Source organism: Nonomuraea endophytica, from assembly GCF_014203235.1.
Classification (GTDB): Bacteria; Actinomycetota; Actinomycetes; order Streptosporangiales; family Streptosporangiaceae; genus Nonomuraea; species Nonomuraea endophytica.
Map to the genome: position 1 here is coordinate 300,688 of NZ_JACHIN010000008.1, position 18,318 is coordinate 319,005.

Consider the following 18,318-nt stretch of genomic DNA (forward strand, 5'->3'; position numbering starts at 1 on the left):
GTGGACGGGTGACGTGGGGGCGCGGGAGGCGGGGACGGTCGTGGGGGCGGGAGGGCGGAGGCTGTGCGCGTGGCGCCGGGAGCCGCCGGGCAACGTCTCGCCGACGCGGCGCCGGACAAGCGTGGGGATCGGCGGTAGAGGGGTGGGGCGTCGATGCGGGCGGAGGGGACAGGGACGGGCGGGGGTGCGGGTGGGGACGCGAAGGGTGTTGGCGAGGGCGGGGGCGGGAGGGCTGTGGGTGTGGGGGTAGCGGACGGGACTGCGGGGTCGAGCAGGGGTGTGGAGGGGAGCGGACGGGACGTGCGGGGTGGGGCAAGGGGTGTGGGCGTAGCGAGTGGAAGGGGCGGGGGCGGGGCGAGAGGGCTGTGCGGTGTGGGGGGTAGCGGACGGGACGTGCGGGGTGGAGCAGGGTGTGCGGGTAGCAGGTGGGAGGGGCGAGGTGGGCAGGGAGTGGTGGGTGGGTAGGGGTGGGTGGCGCCGGGGACTTTTGTCGGCCCGGCGCCGGTCTACTGCTACTGGGGCTTGCGGCCTATTAGGAGGGTGGTTAGTTCGTTCAGGGCTACCGGGCTGTCTACCTGGAAGCCGGCTTCGCGCAGCCACCCCTCCCCCTGCGCGATCGTGTATTCCGACGAGCCGCTGAGCAGCGCCATGTTCAAGCTCATCAGCAACCCGAACGCCGACTCCTCCCGCTGGTCGTCGATCATGCTGTCGTAGATGAGCAGGGCGCCGCCCGCGGGCAGGTGGTCGTAGGCGCGCTGGATGATCTGGCGGCGCTGGGACTCGACCCAGTCGTGGAGCACGTGCCCGATCACGTACACCTCGGTCTCGGGCAGCGGGTCGGTGAAGAAGCTGCCGGCCTGGAAGCGGACTCGGGTCCCCAAGTCGGTAGAGGCCACCAGCTCGTCGAATAGGGGGTTGAGGGGGGCCAGGTCGAAGGTGACGCCTTCCAGGTGGGGGTGGGCGGCGGCGATGCGGGTGGTGAGCATGCCGCGGCAGCCGCCGAGGTCGGCGAAGGACTTGACCGAGGACCAGTCGAACTTTTCGGAGATGGGGCGGCCGAGGAGGGTGGCGTAGCCGTCCATGCCTTCGGCGAAGGAGCGCGTGCGCTGGGGGGTGGCGTACAGGGCGGGCATGGGGTCGTCGACCTTGGCGCCGTGGGCCAGGTTGGCGGCCGTTTTGAGGAAGGAGGTCAGGTCGCCCCACGCGGGGTAGAGGCGGCGCTGGTTGAGGGCGAGGAAGCCGCCGATGTACTCGGGGGCGCCGGGGGTGAGGTACGCGCTGGCCGCGGCGGTGGGGCCGTAGCCACTCGCGTCTCGGGTTAGCAGGCGCATGGCTACCAGCGCGTCGAGGAAGTCGCCGGCGACGTTCTGGTGGAGGCCGAGGTCGTCGCGCAGACGCTCGAAGGGGACGGGGCCGTCGGCGACCTTGGAGAAGACGCCGAGCTCGACGGCGGCGTAGAGGGCCTGGGCCTCGTAGAAGCCGGTGGCGGTCTTGATCAGGGAAGCTGCGGTCAGCGTCATGGGCTGTCTCCTAGTCCTTGGTGAAGCAGAGGATGAAGGCGTCGCCGCGGGTGCTCGGCGTGTAGGCGGTGGTGGTGTAGGCGTGGTACGGCTGCCGCTCGACGACGACGCGGTCGAAGAAGCGCAGGTAGCGTTCGAGGATGGTGGCGGCGGAGGCGGTGCAGGTGGCGGCGTCGGGGACGTCTCCGTCGAGGGAGAACATGGGCACGAACGTGCCGCCGGGGCGCAGCGCGCGCACCACCTTGGGCATGAACGCGTCGAGCCTGGCCCGGTCCTCGAAGATGGCCTTGGGCAGTTCGGGGTCGAAGAAGACGCCGTCGTAGCTTTCGGGCCGGAGGGTCTCGACGTAGTCGAAGAAGTCGGCTTCGACGATCTCCAGGGTGGCGGGCACGTCGGGGTTGGCCTCGCGGAACAGCTCGATGACCTTGGGGTGCTTCTCGACGACGGTGTGCCGGTAGGTGTCGGCGCGCCCGGCGATGCGCAGGGCGGAGTAGCCGAGCCCGAGGCCGACCTCCAGGAATTCGCCGCCGCGTTCGCACAGCAGGTCGGCGGAGCGCCACATGAGGGAACGTTCCCAGCCCTGCATGGCCTGGACGTCGCCGATGTAGAGCGTCACCTCTCCTTTCTCGTCGCGGACGAGGTTGATCTCGGTATCCGGAAGGGTCGTCATGTCTCTCCCTTGGTGAGGTGGTCGATGAAGCCGGTGGTGTGGGCGCCTTTGCGGAAGACGGGGGTGGCGAGCACCTCGCGCAGGAAGGCGGTGTTGGTGCGCAGTCCCGGCCCGGAGACGCGCAGCTCGGACAGGGCCCGGTCCATGCGGTCGATGGCCTGGTCCCGGTCGGCGCCCCAGGTGACGATCTTGGCGATCATGGGGTCGTAGTCGGGCGGGATGCGGGTTCCGGCGCGCACGTGGGTGTCCACGCGGACGAACGGGCCGCCGGGCGGCGTGAACTCCTCAATGAGGCCGGGGGCCGGGGCGAAGTTCCGCTCGGGGTCTTCGGCGTTGATGCGGCATTCGAGCGCCGCGCCGCGCCGTACGACATCCTCCTGCCGGAACGGCAGAGGGAGGCCGGAGGCGACGGCGAGTTGCTCGCTGACCAGGTCGAGGCCGGTGACCAGTTCGGTGACGGGGTGTTCGACCTGGATGCGGCAGTTGGTCTCGATGAAGAAGTAGTCGCCGGTGTCGTCGTCGACGAGGAACTCGAAGGTGCCGAGTCCTCGGTAGCCGATGGCGCGGGCGCCGGCGAGCGCGGCCTGCGCCATCCGTTCGGCGAGCTCGGGCGCGATGGCGGGCGACGGGCTCTCCTCCAGGAGCTTCTGGCGGCGCCGCTGGGTGGAGCAGTCGCGTTCGCCCAGGTGTACGGCGTTGCCGTGCGCGTCGCAGATCACCTGGATCTCCACGTGGTGCGCGGCCCGCAGGTAGCGCTCCAGGCAGACCCGGTCGTCGCCGAACAGGAGCTGGGCCTCGGCCCGCACCCGCCGGTAGGAGTCGGAGAAGCCGGCGCCGGAGTGCACGATCGCCATGCCGCGCCCGCCGCCCCCGGCCACGGCCTTGATGACGACCGGGTAGCCGACCTCGTCGGCGAGCCGGCGGCCTTCTTCCTCCTCGACCGCGTGCAGGCTGCCGGGCAGCACCGGCACCCCGGCCGCGCTCATGGTGGCGCGGGCGGCGGCCTTGTCGCCCATGGCCTCGATGACGTCGGCGGACGGGCCGATGAACGTCAGCCCGTACTCCTCGCAGATGCGGGCGAACTCGGCGTCCTCCGACAGGAATCCGTAGCCGGGGTGGACGGCGTCGGCGCCGGACTGCAGGGCGGCCTCGATGAGGGCGGCGGCGTTGAGGTAGCTGCGCCGGGCCGGGGCGGGGCCGATCCTGATGGTCTGGTCGGCCCAGTCGGGCGGCGCGTCGGCCGCGGAGTGCACGGCGACGGTCCTGATGCCGAGCTCCCGGCAGGTACGCGCCACCCGGAGCGCGATCTCGCCCCGGTTGGCGATCAGCACGGTGCCGAACATCATCGGGACCCGGGGAAGAGGGTGTCGCAGGCCGAGGAGTCGCCGGGCGCGATGACCACGAGCGGCTGGTCGTACTCGACCGGCGCGGCGTCGGCGGCGGGGATCTCGACGACGCGGCCGGGGGCCTCGGCGACGATCGGGTTCATGAGCTTCATCGACTCGACGATCCCGATCTGCTGGCCGACCTCGACGGTGTCGCCGACGGACACGTACGGCGCCGCCCCCGGCTCCGGCGCCCGGTAGAAGGTGCCGACGAGCGGGGCGCGTACCTGGATGTGGCCGTCGTCGGGAAGCGGCGGGTCCACCGTCGTGGTCACCACGGCGGGGAAGCCGTCGCTCCAGGTCAGCTCGGCGCTGGCCAGCCCGTGCGAGATCTTGAGCGTGGCCGGTGGGTGCGGCAGCAGGGAGACCAGTCTGGTCGCCGCCTCGCACAGCGTGTCGAAATCGCTGTCGTTGGGGAGCTCGGTCATGGATTCACCTCCGGGTGAGTTCTGGGACGCCGAAGCGCCGGAACCGGTCGCGGCGCTGCCGTACCAGCTCGGGGCCGGACAGCGGGAGCAGTTCGGCGAAGGCGGCGCGGACGGCGGCGCCGAGCAGGGCGGCGGCCTTGGCGGGATCGGTGTGCGCGCCCCCGTCGGGCTCCTCGACGACCGCGTCCACCACGCGCAGCCGCAGCAGTTCGCCCGCCTCGACCTTGAGCGCGGCCGCGGCCCTCGGCGCCTCCGCGGCGCTCTTCCACAGGATCGAGGCGCACCCCTCGGGGGTGATCACGGAGTACCAGGCGTTGGCGCTGATGAGGACCCGGTTGGCGACGGCGAGCGCGAGCGCGCCGCCGCTGCCGCCCTCGCCGGTGACGACGGTGACGACGGGCACGGTGAGCTGGGCCATGAGCCGCTGGCTCTCGGCGATGGCCAGTGCCTGGCCGCGTTCCTCGGCGGACAGGCCGGGGTAGGCGCCGGGCGTGTCGACGAGGGTGAGGACGGGCAGGCCGAGCTTGTCGGCCAGGCGCATCAGCCGGGCGGCCATCCGGTAGCCCTCGGGCGAGGGCATGCCGAAGTTGGAGGCCGTGCGGTCGCGGGTGGTGTGGCCCTTCTGGTGGCCGATGAGCATCAGCGGGAGCCCGTCGAGGCGGCCGATGCCGGCCACGATCGACGGGGAGTCGCCGAAGACCCGGTCGCCGTGCAGGCGCAGGAAGTCGTCGAGGATGAGGCCGGCGTAGTCGGCGGTGGTGGGGCGGCCGGTCTCGCGCGCCAGCAGTACCACGTCCCAGGGTTCACGCGACGGCGGGATGAACGGCGCGACAGCCTCGAAATCCGGCGAGACATCCGAAGAAGCCGATACCAGCGACGACAGCGTCGCGCGCAGACCCGAGCGCGGCACGATCGCGTCGACCATCCCGTGCTCCAGCAGGAACTCGGCCGTCTGGAAGCCTTCCGGCAGCTCCTGCCTGATCGTCTGCTGGATGACCCTCGGCCCGGCGAAGCCCAGCCGCGCCCCCGGCTCGATGAGGATGACGTCGGCCAATGTCGCGAACGAGGCGGCCACCCCGCCGAACGTGGGATCGGCGATCACCGAGACCGACAGCACCCCGGCCGCGTCCAGGCCGGCGAAGGCCTGGGCGGTCTTGGCCATCTGCATGAGCGCGATCACGCCCTCCTGCATGCGGGCGCCGCCCGAGGCGGTCACGGTGATCAGCGGCGCCCGCTCGGCCGCCGAGGTCTCGGCGGCCAGCGTGACCAGCTCTCCGACCGCGGCGCCGAGGCTGCCGCCGAGAAAGCGGAAGTCCATGACGACCAGCACGACGGGCCGCCCGCCGATCGTCCCCCGGCCGCCGACGGCGGCCTCGTGCAGGCCGGTCGCCGCCCGCGCCGCCGCGATCCTCTCCGGGTACGGCACCGCGTCGACGAACCCCAGCGGGTCCTCCACCACCTCCGGCGTCTCGAAGGGCCGGAACGAGCCCGGGTCGAGCAGCTGCTCCACCCGCTGCCCTGCGGTGACGGGATGATGGCACCCGCACTCGGGACAGACGCCCAGCGCCCTGCCGAACCGGCGGTGATGGATCATCGCCTGGCAGCGCCGGCAGCGGATCCACCTCTCCTCCACGACTTCCTCCTAGAACGCCGAGACCACGGTGAAGGTCTCGTAGGGCTGCTCGCGGTCGGTGTCGAGGTAGGGGCGCAGCGGGCTGGTGTGGCGGTGGCTGCTGCTGTGCACCCAGTCCTGAAGGTGCTGGGCGCTCTCCCAGTAGCTGGTGACGGCCATGGTGGTCTCGTTCACCTGGGAGTGCAGGAGCTCGTTGCCGAGCATGCCGGGGGTGCCGACGAGCTGCTCGCTGATCTGCTGGTACGTCTTCGACAGCGGCTGCACCTCCTCCTTCGGCACGCGGTACCAGAGGATGACCCGGACCCGCTCGTGGTCGGTCGGCATGGTGGCCATGGAGCCTCCTGTTCGGTAAGGGGCCAGCCGCGCGCGGTTGTCGACGTGCGCGGGGCTGAGTTCGAATTGCCGGAACGCGGACTCGTCGGTCCAGTCGGTGATCACGTAGTAGGCGTCCTCGCCGCGCAGCAGGCTCTGTCCCCGGTTGGCGGGGTGGGCGGCGATGCTTTCGGCGACCTCGCGCCAGGTGCGCTCGAAGGCGTCCTCCTGGCCGGGCCGTACCTGGATGTCGAGCAGCACGCGGAAGGTCACAGCGTGTACACCGCCATGGCCTCGACGTTGCCGAGGAAGACCAGCACCGTGATGACGGTCCTGACCATGTTCCACTTGCCGAAGGCGGGACGCGGGTCGCGCTGTGACCAGTCCTCGGGCAGGTCGTCGGGGTCGAGCCGCATGACCCGCTTCTTCAGCACGGCGTTGCGCGTCGCGGAGATCACGATGACCGCGACCAGCGCTGCGATGAGCGTACCGAGCAGGTATCGTGCGCCCTTGGTGGGCGCGACCAGCAGCAGGTAGACGTCGCACGCCAGCACGCCGATCACCATGATCGGCCCGAGCGGGTCGAACCGTGGCGACCAGTACTGGTGTAGCCGCACGTACTCGCCGGCGGGCAGGCGGCGCATCCAGGGCACGCCGCCGATCGCCGACCACAGGAGCATGCCCGCGACCAGGCCGCTCAGCGCGATGGAGATCTGTGAGACCAGGACGCCCATCGGCTCAGCCCGCCGCCTGCTCGACCAGGCCCTTGATCCGCTTCATCTGGACAGCGGTGTTGGTGTTGAGGCGCTCGCGCATGGCGGCGTCGTCCACCGGGGAGACGGGCTTCATTTCGAAGTCCTGGACCCAGCGCATGCGTACCTGGCCGGGCGCGGTCTCGGTGTACTCCCAGAAGAGGTTCATGTACTTGAACCAGCCGGTCTCGACCCGGTGGGCGCGTACGGTCCTGGTCTCGGGGTCGGAGGTGCGCTCGGAGACCCAGCTCCACTTGTTGCCCTGCGGGTCGGGGTGCATGGTGAGCCGGAACCTGATCGTGTGGCCGTCGCGGGCGAGGATCTCGGTGGCGGCGTACTCGCTGAACAGCTCGGGCCACGACTCGACGTCGTTGGTCATCTTCCAGACCAGGTCGAGCGGGGCGGCGATGTCGATGGCGTTGTCGGTGTGGCCGGCCATGATCAGGCCTCCCAGTGGTAGAAGGGCGTGGCCATGGCGTCCTTGGGCTCACGCCAGTTCGGGTCGTAGGGCGAGATGAACTCGCTGAGGCCGGTGTTGAGCTCCTTGTAAAGCTCGGTGCTCCTGGCCTTGTAGAGCCCGTCGGTGATGTCCTCGCCGGCCTCGACCAGGTGGAAGTAGAGGTCGTGGAAGCGGAACAGGGTGCGCCGCGAGGCCCCGATGAGGTGGGGCAGCTCGGAGGCGTCCGACTTGGCGAAGAGGGCGGCGACGGCGTCGGCGTTCGCCGCGTCCATCTTCGCCACGATGAGCGTTCGCTGCATGGTCATCCCTTCTGGTGTTGGGTCAGCCGGCGGCCGGCCTGGAAGAGGGTGTCCGGGGGGTTGAAGCTGTAGCTCAGGCGTACGGCGGGCGTCGCCGGCCGCCCGAACCGGGAGCCCGCGGCCACCCGGATCTTGGCCCGCGCGGCGGCGGCCAGCATGTGCTCCTCGCTGGCGCCGCGCACCCACAGGAAGAACCCGCCGTGCGGCGGCCGGGCGAAGCAGGCCGTGCCCAGGCCCTTGACCAGGGCGTCCCGGCGGGCGCCCAGCTCCTTGCGGAGCATGGTGAGCCTGGTGTCGTAGCCGCCGTCCTCGATGAGGGTGGTGACCGCCAGCGAGGCCAGGTGGTTGAGCCCGCCGCCGCTGGACAGCAGCCCGCTGGCGGCGGCGGAGGCCACCATGGCCGGGGCGGCCAGCATCCAGCCGAGGCGCAGCCCCGGGCCGAGCGTCTTGGCGAACGAGCAGAGCCTGACCACCCCCTCGTACCCGGCCAGCTCGGCCATCGGCTTCGGCATGGGCAGCTCGTCTAGGCACAGCTCGGCGTAGGCGTCGTCCTCCACGACGAGGACGTCGTGCTCGCGGGCCACGTCCAGCAGCGCCAGCCGCCGCTCCTCCCCCACCAGCCGCCCGGTCGGGTTGTGGAAGGTGGGGATCAGGTAGGCGAACGCGATCCGCCTGCCGACGGCCCGGTGCCTGCGGACGGCGGCGGCCAGCGCGTCCGGCTCCGGTCCCGCGTCGTCGGCGGCGAACGGGGCCAGGCGCAGCCCCCGGTCGGTGAAGATCTGCTTGCCGTAGTCGTAGGCGGTCGGCTCGCACAGGACCACGTCGCCGGGCTCGGCCAGCGTGGTGGCCAGCATGTGCAGGGCGTGGGAGGTGCCCGCGGTGATCAGGATGTGCTCGGGTCCGCAGCCGGCGCGTTCGGCCAGGGCCTCACGCAGGGGCTGGACGCCCTGGTTCTCGCCGTAGGAGAGGGCGGCGGGGCCGTACCGGGAGAAGGCCTTGTCGTAGGCGGCGGCGAGCAGGTCCACGGGGAGCAGGGCGGGGTCGAGGTAGCCGGGGGCCAGGTCGGTGATCCCGGGCGGCGCGACGTCCTGCACGATTCCGGTACGCCAGTACGGGCTCACCCCGCGGCCAGCAGGACGGCGCGCAGTTCCTCGGCCGCGGCGCGGATGGAGCTGTGCGGCCTGGCCAGCGCGATGCGCAGCGAGCGGTCGCCGCGGGCGGGCTCGGCCCAGTGGAACTGGGTGCAGGGCAGCGCGTAGACCTGACGCTTGTGCAGTTCGTCCCAGATGTCGTCGCAGCTCAGGTGGCCGAGGTCGACCCGCTCCACGCTGACGCGGCTGTCGGGGTCGGGGAAGCTGACGCCGGGCACGTCGCCCAGGACGCCGCGCACGATCGCGCGTCCCTCGGCGATGAAGGCGTGCAGGTCGGACAGGCCGCCGTTGGCCGCGTCCTCGGCGAAGTGCTCGACGAGCGTCAGGATGAACGGCGAGACGCCGAGCAGGATGTCGGAGTAGATCTTGGGGATGGGCAGGCCGATGTTGCGGCTGTAGGCCAGCAGGCCGACCTTGAGGTCGAGCGTCGCCCAGAGCTTGCCGGTGTCCTCGATGACGACCCACCGGCAGCCGCTGGCCTCCAGCACCGCGTAGTGGTCGTAGTGGGCGCGGGTGTCGAAGCCGCGGAAGGAGGTGTCCAGGGCCAGCACGACGTCGCGCTCCCTGCACACCTCGGCCACCTCGGCCAGCCGCCGGGCCGACAGCACCCGGCCGGTCGGGTTGTTGGGCGTGGTGATGAAGACACACCCCACCCCCTCCGGTACGGCCAGCGCCGGGTCCCCCGTGTGCAGCGGCTCCTCCTCGACCGGCACCAGCCGCAGCCCCACGCCGCGCAGGATGTCGGGGATGTTGTCGAAGGTCGGATGCACCAGCCCGACCGCGTCCGACGTCGTCACCAGCGACCTGGCCAGGATCTCCATGGCCACGGACGAGGCGTAGCAGCTGAGCACCGCGTTGTCGCCCACGGGGTAGCGGTGCTGGCCGAGCAGCTGGAAGAAGGTCCGGTGGGCGGTCCTTTCCAGGTCGGCGATCGGCTGCATCGCGGCCTTCTGGAAGAGCGTGGACAGCTCGTCGATGATGCGCTGCTGGCCGTCGCTGAGCTCCTGGCGGGCGTGGCCGTCGGCCACGTTCAGCTCGCTGTCGAGAGCCAGGATTTCGAGTTCGGTGAGGTTGACATTGCTCGAGATCATCTCTACGCCCCGTCGTGTTCTACCGGGAAATCCGGATGCTGTGCTGGTCAAGCCATTGGTTGATCTGCAGGACCGACTCCATGTCGGTCAGGTCGCGCCAGGCCCGCTTGGGCTCGATCGGCGACTCCAGCAGCGCCCTGGCCCTGCCCGTGTCGATGAGCGGCAGGACGGGGGCGCCGGAGTCGTCGAGGAGCCGGCCGAGCTCCGACTTCAGCAGCGGCGCGTACCCCGGGTCGCGGCCGGTGGGGAACTGGCTGGGCCCCCGCTCCAGGACGGAGGCGGGCAGCAGGTCGGCGACGGCGGCCCTGAGCAGGCTCTTGGGCTTGCCGTCGAAGGTCTTCATCGCCCACGGCACGTTGAAGAGGTATTCGACGAGCTGGTGGTCGCAGAACGGCCAGCGCAGCTCCAGCCCGCCGGCCAGGCTGACGCCGTCGTCGAGCGCGCAGCCGAACTCCTGCCACCCCTGCAGGTGCAGGTAGTAGATCTCGCGCATGCGCCGCTCGTCCTGGTCCTCCCCCTCCAGGTACGGCATGCCGGCCAGGTCCTCGCGGTACCTGTCGGCGCAGTAGCCGGGCACGTCGAGTTCCTTGAGCAGGTCGGGCGCGAACAGCCCGGTGCCGAGCCCGTCGGGCGGCAGGTGGTGGGCGGTGGCGGCGACCCACGGATAGGTCTGGGCGGCGACGACCTCGGGCCGGTCCATGCCCATGAAGGAGGCGAAGACGGTGTCGGCCTGCTCGCCGGCCAGCACGACGCTGACCTTCTCGCTGACGCGCCTGGCCAGCGCCCGCAGGGAGGCGGGGAACTGGGGCGCGGCGACCGGCAGGTCCTGCTGGGCGGCGACCGCGGTGCGCCGCAGCACCGGGTCGGTGACGGCGACGCCGTCCAGTTCGACGAACTCGTGCTCGGAGCCGATGTACGCGGCCACCTCGCGGGCGTAGGGCGCGTCCTCACTGGCCCGCATGGGCCCGGGGCCGCCCGCGGCGCCGCCGGGGTAGCCGACGGTGAACGTGCGCAGCGGCCCGTCGCCCCGCTCGGCCCCCCGATCGGCCAGGGTCTTGGCGGCGATCGCGGCGACCGTGCTGGAGTCGAGGCCGCCGGACAGCAGCACGCCCACCGGGACGTCGGCGTCGAGCTGCTGAGCCACCGAGTGTTCGAGCAGCTCGCGGATGCGGGCCACGGTGGTCTCGTGGTCGTCGGTGTGCGGCCGGGCCGTGAGCTGCCAGTAGCGGTGCTCGTGGACTCCGGAGCGGCTGACGGTGACGACCTCGCCGGGCCGTACGCGCCGCATGCCCTTGACCGGGCTGCGGCCGACGCTGCTGGTGAAGGCGAGCAGCTCGCGCAGCCCGTCGAGGTCGGCCACCCGCTCGACGAGCGGGTGGGCGAGCACGCCCTTCGGCTCCGAGGCGAAGACGACGCCATAGACGGTCGGATAGAAGAACATCGGCTTGACGCCCATGCGGTCGCGGACCAGAAGCAGCCGCTCGCGGCCGCTGTCCCAGATCGCGAAGGCGAACATGCCGTCCAGGTGCTCCGGGCAGCGCTCGCCCCACTCCAGGTAGGCGTGCAGCAACACCTCGGTGTCGCTGCGGGTCGTGAACGTGTGGCCGAGCGCCTTCAGCTCGGCCCGAAGCGCGTTGTGGTTGTAGATCTCGCCGTCGAAGGCGAGGACGGCTCCGCCGTGCGCCATGGGCTGGGCGCCGCCGCCCAGGTCGAGCGCTGCTCTGCGCCGGTGGCCGAGCACGGCGCGCGAGGAGGCCCACAGGCCCTCGCCGTCCGAGCCGCGCCACGCGAGCGCGCCGAGCTGCGCCAGCACGATGTTGCGGTCCAATGCGAGATCACGGTGGAAATCCACCCATCCTGCGATGCCGGCCATCCGCCAGTTCCTCCGCGCGATTCGGGGACGCTTGCCCCGGTATGGTGGCAACCCGGTTTCGGCGCGGCCTGTAGCCGTGATCCAGACGGGAGCCAGCCCGCTTGGTCCAGGCGGTGGTAGTGCTGACACCACCCCCGGATCTCTCGTCGCCGCCCGGGTCTTTCGCGCCCGATCCCGGTTGACTGGGACCCATGACAGAGACCGCCACCGTGACGACGGACGCCGTACGCCTGATCGACCTCTCCCGCGTCTACGGCGAGGCACCGAACGAGGTCGCCGCGCTGCGCGGGGTCAGCACCACCTTCCCCGCCCGCTCCTTCACCGCGATCATGGGCCCGTCGGGCTCCGGCAAGTCCACGCTGCTGCAGTGCACCGCCGGGCTCGACCAGCCGACCGGCGGGAAGGTGCTCATCGGCGGCGCCGACCTGGGCGAGCTCAACGAGCGCCGGCGCACCGAGCTGCGCCGCGACCGCCTGGGCTTCGTCTTCCAGTCCTTCAACCTCATCGCCTCGCTGACCGCCGCCCAGAACGTGGCGCTGCCGATCCGGCTGTCGGGCCGCCGCCCGCCGCGCGCGTGGATCCGCGAGGTCCTCACGCTGGTCGGCCTCGGCGAGCGCATGGGACACCGCCCGGCTGAGCTGTCCGGCGGGCAGCAGCAGCGCGTGGCCATCGCCCGCGCCATCGCCGCCCAGCCCGAAGTGATCTTCGCCGACGAGCCCACCGGCGCCCTCGACAGCAAGTCCGGCCGCGAGGTGCTGGCGCTGCTGCGCCGCCTGGTCGACGAGCGCGGCGACACCGTGGTGATGGTGACGCACGACCCGTTCGCCGCCTCCCACGCCGACCGCGTGCTCTTCCTGTCCGACGGCCTCCTCGTGGACGAGCTGCGTCAGCCCAGCTCCCGCACGGTCGCCGCCCGCCTGGCCGAACTGGAGGCGGCGTGACCACCATCTCCGCCCTGCCCGCGCGGCCGGGTGTGCGCACCCGCACCCTGCTCTCGGTCGCCTGGCGCACCCTGCGCAGCCGCGTCTCCGGTTTCGCGGGCGCGGTGATCGCGCTCGCCCTGGGCGTCGCCTTCGCGGGCGGCGCGACCTCGATGCTGGCCTCCGGCTCCGCCCTCCCGCCCGACACCCCCGAGGCGGTACGGCGGGCCGTGTCGGAATCCGGCGCGCTGCTGGTCATGCTGGCCGTGATCGGCGCCTTCGTCACCGTCTTCGTGGTGGCCGGGACCTTCGCCTTCATCGTCGCCCAGCGGCGCAAAGAGCTGGCCGTGCTGCGCACCGTCGGCGCCGCGCCCCAGCAGGTGCGGTGGATGGTGCTGGCCGAATCGGGGTTCGCCGCGATCCTGGCATCCACGCTGGGCGTGCTGCTGGCCGGGCCGCTCATGGCCGCGATGGCGGCGCTGCTGCGCTCGCAGGAGCTCCTGCCCGCCGCCTTCACCCCGAGCCTGTCGCCGGGCGCGCTGGCCGGCTGCTTCGCCGCCGGGGTGCTCGTGGGCCTGGTCGCCACCGTGGCCGCCGCCCGCCGCGCCGCCGCCGTACGTCCCGTCGAGGCCCTGCGCGCCGCCGCCCTGGCCGACCGGCCGATCGGCAAGGGCCGCTGGCTGGGCGGGCTGGCCGCGCTCGCCGCCGGCGGCGGCATGCTGGCCCTGGTGCCGGTGGCTCCGCCGGACGGGCGGATGCCGCTGACGATGTTCGTCTCGATGCCGCTGGTGATCGGCTTCGCGCTGCTGTCGCCGGTCTTCGCGTCCTGGATCAGCGCGCTGGTGGCCGCGCCGCTGGCCCGCTGGACCGCCGCCACCGGCGAGCTGGCCAGGGAGAACGTGCGGATGGCCGCCCGGCGCACCGCGGCCACCGCCGCGCCGGTGCTCATCACGGTCGGGCTGGCCGGGTCGCTGCTCGGCGGCACCACGCTGCTCGGCGAGGCCATGGCCGCCGACGCCAAGCAGGTGTGGCGCTCCGACCTGGTCGTGTCCGGCACCGGGAGCGCCGAGGCGGCCCGGTGGCTGGGCGGGCGGGCCGGGGTGGGCGCGGCCGTACCGGTGACGTCGGGTGAGGTGGAGGTGCACGCCAACCGCACCACCCGCACGGTGCCGGCGCAGGGCGTGGACCCGGCCGGGATCGGCCAGGTCATGAACCTCACCAAGGTCGAGGGCAGCCTGGAGGCGCTGCGCGAGGGCGCGGTGGCCGCCGACCGGCGCCAGGCCGCCGCGCTCGGCTGGCGGCTCGGCGAAAAGGTCGAGTTGCAGCTGGCGGGCGGGGTGAAGGCGACGCCGCGGCTGGCGGCGCTCTACGAGGGCTCACCGCTGGGCGGCGGGCTGCTCGTGCCGCCGGGCATGCTGAAGGGCGCGGACGCGGGCTGGAGCGCCGTGCACGTCTCCGCCGACCGGCCCGCGGCGATCCGCGCCGAGCTGGAGAAGCGCTGGCCCAAGCTGAAGGTGTTCGACACCGTGGAGATCATGGCCATGGTGAGCGGGGCCCGGCAGGAGGGCATGCGCATCGGTGCCATCGCGCTGGCCGGGTTCGCCGTGGCGTACACGCTGATCGCGGTGGCCAACACCTCGGCGCTGTCGTTCGGGGCGCGGCGCGGGGAGTTCGCGCGGCTGCTGTTCCTCGGTGCGCGGCGGGCTCAGGTGCTGCGGATGGCGCTGTGGGAGGCGTTGTGCGTGGCCGCCACGGGCGTGCTGCTCGGTGGCGCGGTCACCGTGGTGGCCGTGCTGGGGTTGCGCGGGGTGCTGGGCGGGCTCGGGCTTGAGGTGCCCACCGCGTTCCCGTGGACCGAGGCGGGGCTGGTGGCGCTGGCCTGCGTGCTGGTCGTGGTGGTCTCCGCGCTCGTCCCCACGGCCCTGCTGCTGCGCCGCCGCACCTCGGTCGCCGAAGCGGCCGCCTAGCGGGCGCGGCTCGCCAAGGCACGGCTGACGGCGGGCCGCCTAGCGGGCGCCCTCGCGCAGGTACCGGAGCACCGCCGCGACCCGGCGGTGCTCCTCGTCGCTCGGCTCCAGCAGCAGCTTGGCGAAGATGTTGCCCACGTGCTTGAGCACCGCCGCCTCGGTGACCACGAGCTCGCGCGCGATCGCGCTGTTGGACCTGCCCTCGGCCATCAGCGCGAGCACCTCGCGCTCGCGCGGCGTGAGCCGCTCCAGGCCGGGGTCCTGGCGGTTCTCCAGCAGGCGCACCACCACCGTGGGGTCGATGGCGGTGCCTCCGGCGGCCACCCGGGTGACGGCGTCCAGGAAGTCCTCGATCTCGCCGACCCGGTTCTTCAGCAGGTAGCCGACGCCCCGCCCGGAGCCCGACTCCAGCAGTTCCAGCGCGTACGAACGCTCGACATATTGCGACAACACCAGCACCGCCACCTTCGGGTGCTCGGTGCGGATGCGCAGGGCCGCGCGCAGCCCCTCATCGCGGAACCCGGGCGGCATCCGCACGTCCACCACCGCGACGTCCGGCAGATGCCGGTCGACGGCGGCCAGTAACGACGGCGCGTCGCCGACGGAGGCCACGACCCGGTGGCCGAAACGCTCCAGGATGTGGCGCAGCCCCTCGCGCAGCAGCACCGCGTCGTCCGCGATCACGACGTCCACGTAACCTCCACCCGCAGGGTCGTTCCCCCGCCTTCCGGACTGGACAGGCTGACCGTGCCGCCCACCGCCGCCACCCGGTCGGCCAGGCCGACCAGCCCGGTGCCCGCGGCGGTGTCGGCTCCGCCCGCGCCGTCATCGCTGACCTGCAGCACGATACGGCCGGGCGCGTCGCGCAGCAGCAACTCCGCGCCGCTCGCGCCGCTGTGCTTGGCGAGGTTGGTGAGCGCCTCACAGCCCGCGAAGTACAGAGCCGACTCCACCGACTCGGGCGGACGTCCGTGCGAGGTCTCCACTCGTACGGTCACCGGCACCGGACACCGCTCCGCCGCCTCGGCCAGCGCCCCTTCGAGCCCGCGGTCGGTCAGGATGGGCGGATGGATGCCGCGTACGAGGTCCTGGAGCTCGGCCAGCGTCTCCCCGGCCTCCCGGTGGGCCCGCTCGACCAGCTTCCTGGCCTCGGGATCGGCCCCGGCCAGCTCCATCTTGACCAGCCCCAGCGTCATCATCAGCCCGGTGAGCCGCTGCTGGGTGCCGTCGTGCAGGTCGCGTTCGAGGCGGCGGCGCTCGCTGTCGAAGGCGTCGGCGAGCCGGGCCCGTGACCGGTCCACCTCGATGAGCCGCAGCTCCAGCTCCTCCTCCGGCGGCTGCGTGAGCAGCGTACGGGCCAGCCCGGCCTCGGCCGCCGCGACGGCGGTCACCAGGTAGGCGGCCAGCACGAGCAGCACCAGCCCGGCCAGCGAGGCGCCCCACGCGAGCGCCGGGTCGGAGGTGACCTTCTGCCAGGACGGGTTGGCCGACGGCGCGAACGGCAGCAGGCGCCAGAACGGTGCCAGCAGCGGGCCGCCGACCAGCAACGCGAGCACCAGCAGGGCGACGGCGTTGAGCGGGCCGAGCAGGCAGAGCAGCAGCCCGTGCCCGGCCTCGCGCCAGGTGGCCGCCTCACGCAACAACGGCCTGCCGTGATGTGGATCAGGAGCCGGGCGGCCGTCGACCAGGCGCAGCCGGGCCCGCTCGACCCGGCCGAGCGTCTCGGCCCAGCGCGGCAGCAGGCGCAGCAGCGGCACGCCGACGACGATGGGAACGGTCACCACACCGACGACGAGCAGCACGACGGTCCCGGCCAGCCAGACGAGCGCGACGAGGAAGCCGCCGAGCAGATAAGCGACCGAGCGCCAGGGCCGGGAGCTGAGCGGCACCCGCGCCGGCGCTCTGACCAGCCCTTCCCACGGCCCGCCCTCGATCCCCACGATCCTCATCCTAATGAGGGAATTGAGCCTGGTTAGAGGCGCGCGCCAGGCGGGATGGAGGCTCATTGCCGATCCCCCGGGCGCTTCCTAGGCTGCGGGACATGACGCTGACCGGGTACTCCCTGCCGCTGTCCCCGTCCGGAAGTTCCTCCTCCCTCACCTCGCCGCCCTGGTACTTCTCCGGCGAGGTGGTCATGGTCGACTACCGCGTCGACCCGGCCGCCGCCGCCCGCTTCCTGCCACCTGAGCTGGAGCTCGGGCCCGATCCTGGGGCCGCGGCCGCGGTGTTCGCCGAGTGGCAGTGGTGCTCGGAGTCGGGCGCGGAGCTCGAGGACCCGGCGGGCAGCCGGTTCTCGGAGTTCCTGATCCTGCTGGGCTGCTCGTTCGGCGGCGAACCGATGGCCCGCTGCCCGTACGCGTGGGTGGACCAGGCGGTGCCGTTGATGCGCGGCTGGGTCCAGGGCATGCCGAAGCAGTTCGGGTCGGTGCACCTGACCAGGCCCGTCCAGGTGGGCCGGGCGGGGCCGCGCATGGCCGCCGGCGGACGGTTCAGCGCCAGTCTCGCGGTGCGCGACCACCGGGTCGCCGAGGTGGCGGTGACGCTCGCCGAGCCCGCCGAGCCGCCGCACCTGCACGCGGTGCCGCTGGTGCACAACCGGCACTTCCCGGCCTGGGTGCCGGGTGAGAAGCCGCTGCACCAGCTCGTCGCCTCGGAGGTGCGGGACGTGGAGTTCGGGCCGGTGTGGCGTGGCTCGGGCGCGTTCCGGCTGCTGCCCGGCGCTGACGAGGACCTGGCCTCGCTGGCGCCGGTCGAGGTCGGCGCCGGATACGCCTTCAGCTACGCCGAGACGCTGGTCAGCGGCCGCCGGCTGGGCTGAGCGCACACGCTGGGCTGAGAGCACGCGCGGGCCCCGGGAAGGATCACCGTCCCGGGGCCTTTTCCCGCACAAGGTCAGAAGAACACCACCGTGCCCGCGTGCACCCGGCGGCGGAACGTCCACCACATCCACGCCTGCATCGCCGCCAGCACCGGCACCAGGACGACGAGGAAGCCGCTCAGCACGCTCAACGTCGCCGGGTCCGCGGTGACGTCCGTCAGGCCGCCGGCCAGGCGCAGGCTCGCCAGCACCGCCGGTACGGCCGCCGCGAACGAGGTCAGCGCGACGGCACTGCCGTACCGGGACTTGGCGAGGGCGGCGGGGGCGGACCAGAGCGCGGCGGCGGCGAGCAGCCCGAGCAGGACGACCGGCACGGTCGTGGCGATCCCGCCGGGGCCGGGCACGACGAGCTGGGCGAGGGCGGCGAGCGCGAGCAGCCCGGCGGCGGGGCGCGACAGGCGGGTGGCCGTGGCGGTGGCGCGGGCGGCGAGGTCGGCGGGCAGGCGGGCGGCCAGGAAGACGGCGCCGTGCGTGGTGAACAGCAGCACCATCACCACGGCCCACACCGCGGCGTTGATCCCGGCCACGAGCCAGCGGTCGGTCAGCGGCGGCGGGCCGGTCAGCAGAGCGCCGACGAGCAGTCCCCAGAAGACGGCGAACACGCCGCTGGACCCGCCCAGCATCGCGTCCCATCCGGCGCGCCAGCGCGGCGACGGGCGGCGGCTGCGGAACCAGATCGCCGCGTCGCGCACCACCCAGATGAGCAGCCCGGCCACGATGAGCAGGTAGAGGCCGCCGAGCAGGTGATCCTTCATCAGCGGGAAGGCGCCGGCGAGCACGCCGCCGACGGCCACCAGCCACACCTCGTTGCCCAGGAAGAAGGGGCCGATGGAGGTGAGGACGGCCCGCCGCTCGTACTCGCCGCCGCCGAGGCGGCGCAGCAGCAGCCCGGCGCCGATGTCGAACCCGTCCACGACGAAGTATCCGGCGAACAGCAGGCCCAGCAGGATCGGCCAGAGAAGGTCCATGGTCTGCTCCT

Annotated in this window: 18 protein-coding genes; 3 read left to right on the forward strand and 15 right to left on the reverse strand. The window is 72.6% G+C overall.

Annotated elements, in window-relative coordinates; all coding sequences use genetic code 11:
• Positions 1 to 512: 512 nt before the first annotated feature.
• The 12 genes from HNR40_RS29170 to asnB are packed head-to-tail and all read right to left on the reverse strand — an operon-like array spanning position 513 to position 11,574.
• Entirely contained in the window at positions 513 to 1,520 is a 1,008-nt protein-coding gene (locus HNR40_RS29170) for a methyltransferase (RefSeq protein ID WP_184966873.1), read from the reverse strand.
• A 10-nt stretch (positions 1,521 to 1,530) separates the two neighbouring features.
• Entirely contained in the window at positions 1,531 to 2,190 is a 660-nt protein-coding gene (locus HNR40_RS29175; protein WP_184966875.1) for a class I SAM-dependent methyltransferase, read from the reverse strand.
• The gene (locus HNR40_RS29180; protein WP_312896550.1) at positions 2,187 to 3,536 is read right to left on the reverse strand and encodes an acetyl-CoA carboxylase biotin carboxylase subunit; all 1,350 of its coding nucleotides are present in this window, start codon (positions 3,534 to 3,536) and stop codon (positions 2,187 to 2,189) included. The genes HNR40_RS29175 and HNR40_RS29180 overlap by 4 nt, the downstream gene beginning before the upstream one ends.
• On the reverse strand, positions 3,533 to 4,003 hold the full coding sequence (locus tag HNR40_RS29185; protein ID WP_184966878.1) for an acetyl-CoA carboxylase biotin carboxyl carrier protein: 471 nt from the start codon (positions 4,001 to 4,003) through the stop codon (positions 3,533 to 3,535). Before HNR40_RS29185 ends, HNR40_RS29180 begins: the two co-directional genes overlap by 4 nt.
• A gap of 4 nt (positions 4,004 to 4,007) precedes the next feature.
• Entirely contained in the window at positions 4,008 to 5,636 is a 1,629-nt protein-coding gene (locus HNR40_RS29190) for an acetyl-CoA carboxylase carboxyltransferase subunit alpha (RefSeq protein WP_312896551.1), read from the reverse strand.
• A 9-nt stretch (positions 5,637 to 5,645) separates the two neighbouring features.
• On the reverse strand, positions 5,646 to 6,221 hold the full coding sequence (locus HNR40_RS29195; RefSeq protein ID WP_184966880.1) for an antibiotic biosynthesis monooxygenase family protein: 576 nt from the start codon (positions 6,219 to 6,221) through the stop codon (positions 5,646 to 5,648).
• Positions 6,218 to 6,682: an anthrone oxygenase family protein gene (locus HNR40_RS55125; RefSeq protein WP_184966882.1), complete on the reverse strand. Its 465-nt coding sequence runs from the start codon at positions 6,680 to 6,682 to the stop codon at positions 6,218 to 6,220. Before HNR40_RS55125 ends, HNR40_RS29195 begins: the two co-directional genes overlap by 4 nt.
• A 4-nt stretch (positions 6,683 to 6,686) precedes the next feature.
• The gene (locus HNR40_RS29205) at positions 6,687 to 7,139 is read right to left on the reverse strand and encodes an SRPBCC family protein (protein WP_184966885.1); all 453 of its coding nucleotides are present in this window, start codon (positions 7,137 to 7,139) and stop codon (positions 6,687 to 6,689) included.
• A 2-nt stretch (positions 7,140 to 7,141) separates the two neighbouring features.
• Positions 7,142 to 7,459 carry a TcmI family type II polyketide cyclase gene (locus tag HNR40_RS29210; RefSeq protein ID WP_184966897.1) on the reverse strand — a complete coding sequence of 106 codons (318 nt, stop codon included), beginning with the start codon at positions 7,457 to 7,459 and terminating at the stop codon, positions 7,142 to 7,144.
• 2 nt (positions 7,460 to 7,461) lie between these two features.
• Positions 7,462 to 8,580, reverse strand: a complete 1,119-nt coding sequence (locus tag HNR40_RS29215; protein WP_184966899.1) for an aminotransferase-like domain-containing protein — start codon at positions 8,578 to 8,580, stop codon at positions 7,462 to 7,464.
• A complete protein-coding gene (gene mppP / locus HNR40_RS29220; protein WP_184966901.1) occupies positions 8,577 to 9,701 on the reverse strand; it encodes an enduracididine biosynthesis enzyme MppP in 1,125 nt (374 codons plus the stop codon). Before mppP ends, HNR40_RS29215 begins: the two co-directional genes overlap by 4 nt.
• Positions 9,702 to 9,720: 19 nt before the next feature.
• Positions 9,721 to 11,574: an asparagine synthase (glutamine-hydrolyzing) gene (gene asnB, locus HNR40_RS29225; RefSeq protein ID WP_184966903.1), complete on the reverse strand. Its 1,854-nt coding sequence runs from the start codon at positions 11,572 to 11,574 to the stop codon at positions 9,721 to 9,723.
• 191 nt (positions 11,575 to 11,765) lie between these two features.
• Between asnB and HNR40_RS29230 the strand changes: the two genes are divergently transcribed.
• Positions 11,766 to 12,515 (forward strand): ABC transporter ATP-binding protein, encoded by a 750-nt coding sequence (locus HNR40_RS29230; protein ID WP_184966905.1) that lies wholly within the window; start codon positions 11,766 to 11,768, stop codon positions 12,513 to 12,515.
• Positions 12,512 to 14,461, forward strand: a complete 1,950-nt coding sequence (locus HNR40_RS29235; RefSeq protein WP_184966907.1) for an FtsX-like permease family protein — start codon at positions 12,512 to 12,514, stop codon at positions 14,459 to 14,461. Before HNR40_RS29230 ends, HNR40_RS29235 begins: the two co-directional genes overlap by 4 nt.
• Before the next feature lie 39 nt (positions 14,462 to 14,500).
• Here the strand turns inward: HNR40_RS29235 and HNR40_RS29240 are convergent, their stop codons facing one another.
• Positions 14,501 to 15,154, reverse strand: coding sequence for a response regulator (locus tag HNR40_RS29240; RefSeq protein ID WP_312896552.1), 654 nt, complete (start codon positions 15,152 to 15,154; stop codon positions 14,501 to 14,503).
• Positions 15,142 to 16,410, reverse strand: a complete 1,269-nt coding sequence (locus tag HNR40_RS29245; RefSeq protein WP_184966909.1) for a sensor histidine kinase — start codon at positions 16,408 to 16,410, stop codon at positions 15,142 to 15,144. The genes HNR40_RS29240 and HNR40_RS29245 overlap by 13 nt, the downstream gene beginning before the upstream one ends.
• 92 nt (positions 16,411 to 16,502) lie before the next feature.
• Between HNR40_RS29245 and mppR the strand changes: the two genes are divergently transcribed.
• A complete protein-coding gene (gene mppR, locus HNR40_RS29250; protein ID WP_184966911.1) occupies positions 16,503 to 17,279 on the forward strand; it encodes an enduracididine biosynthesis enzyme MppR in 777 nt (258 codons plus the stop codon).
• Between the two features lie 74 nt (positions 17,280 to 17,353).
• Here mppR and HNR40_RS29255 read toward each other — a convergent pair whose 3' ends face one another.
• Positions 17,354 to 18,307, reverse strand: a complete 954-nt coding sequence (locus HNR40_RS29255; protein WP_184966913.1) for a cytochrome d ubiquinol oxidase subunit II — start codon at positions 18,305 to 18,307, stop codon at positions 17,354 to 17,356.
• Between the last annotated feature and the right edge of the window lie 11 nt (positions 18,308 to 18,318).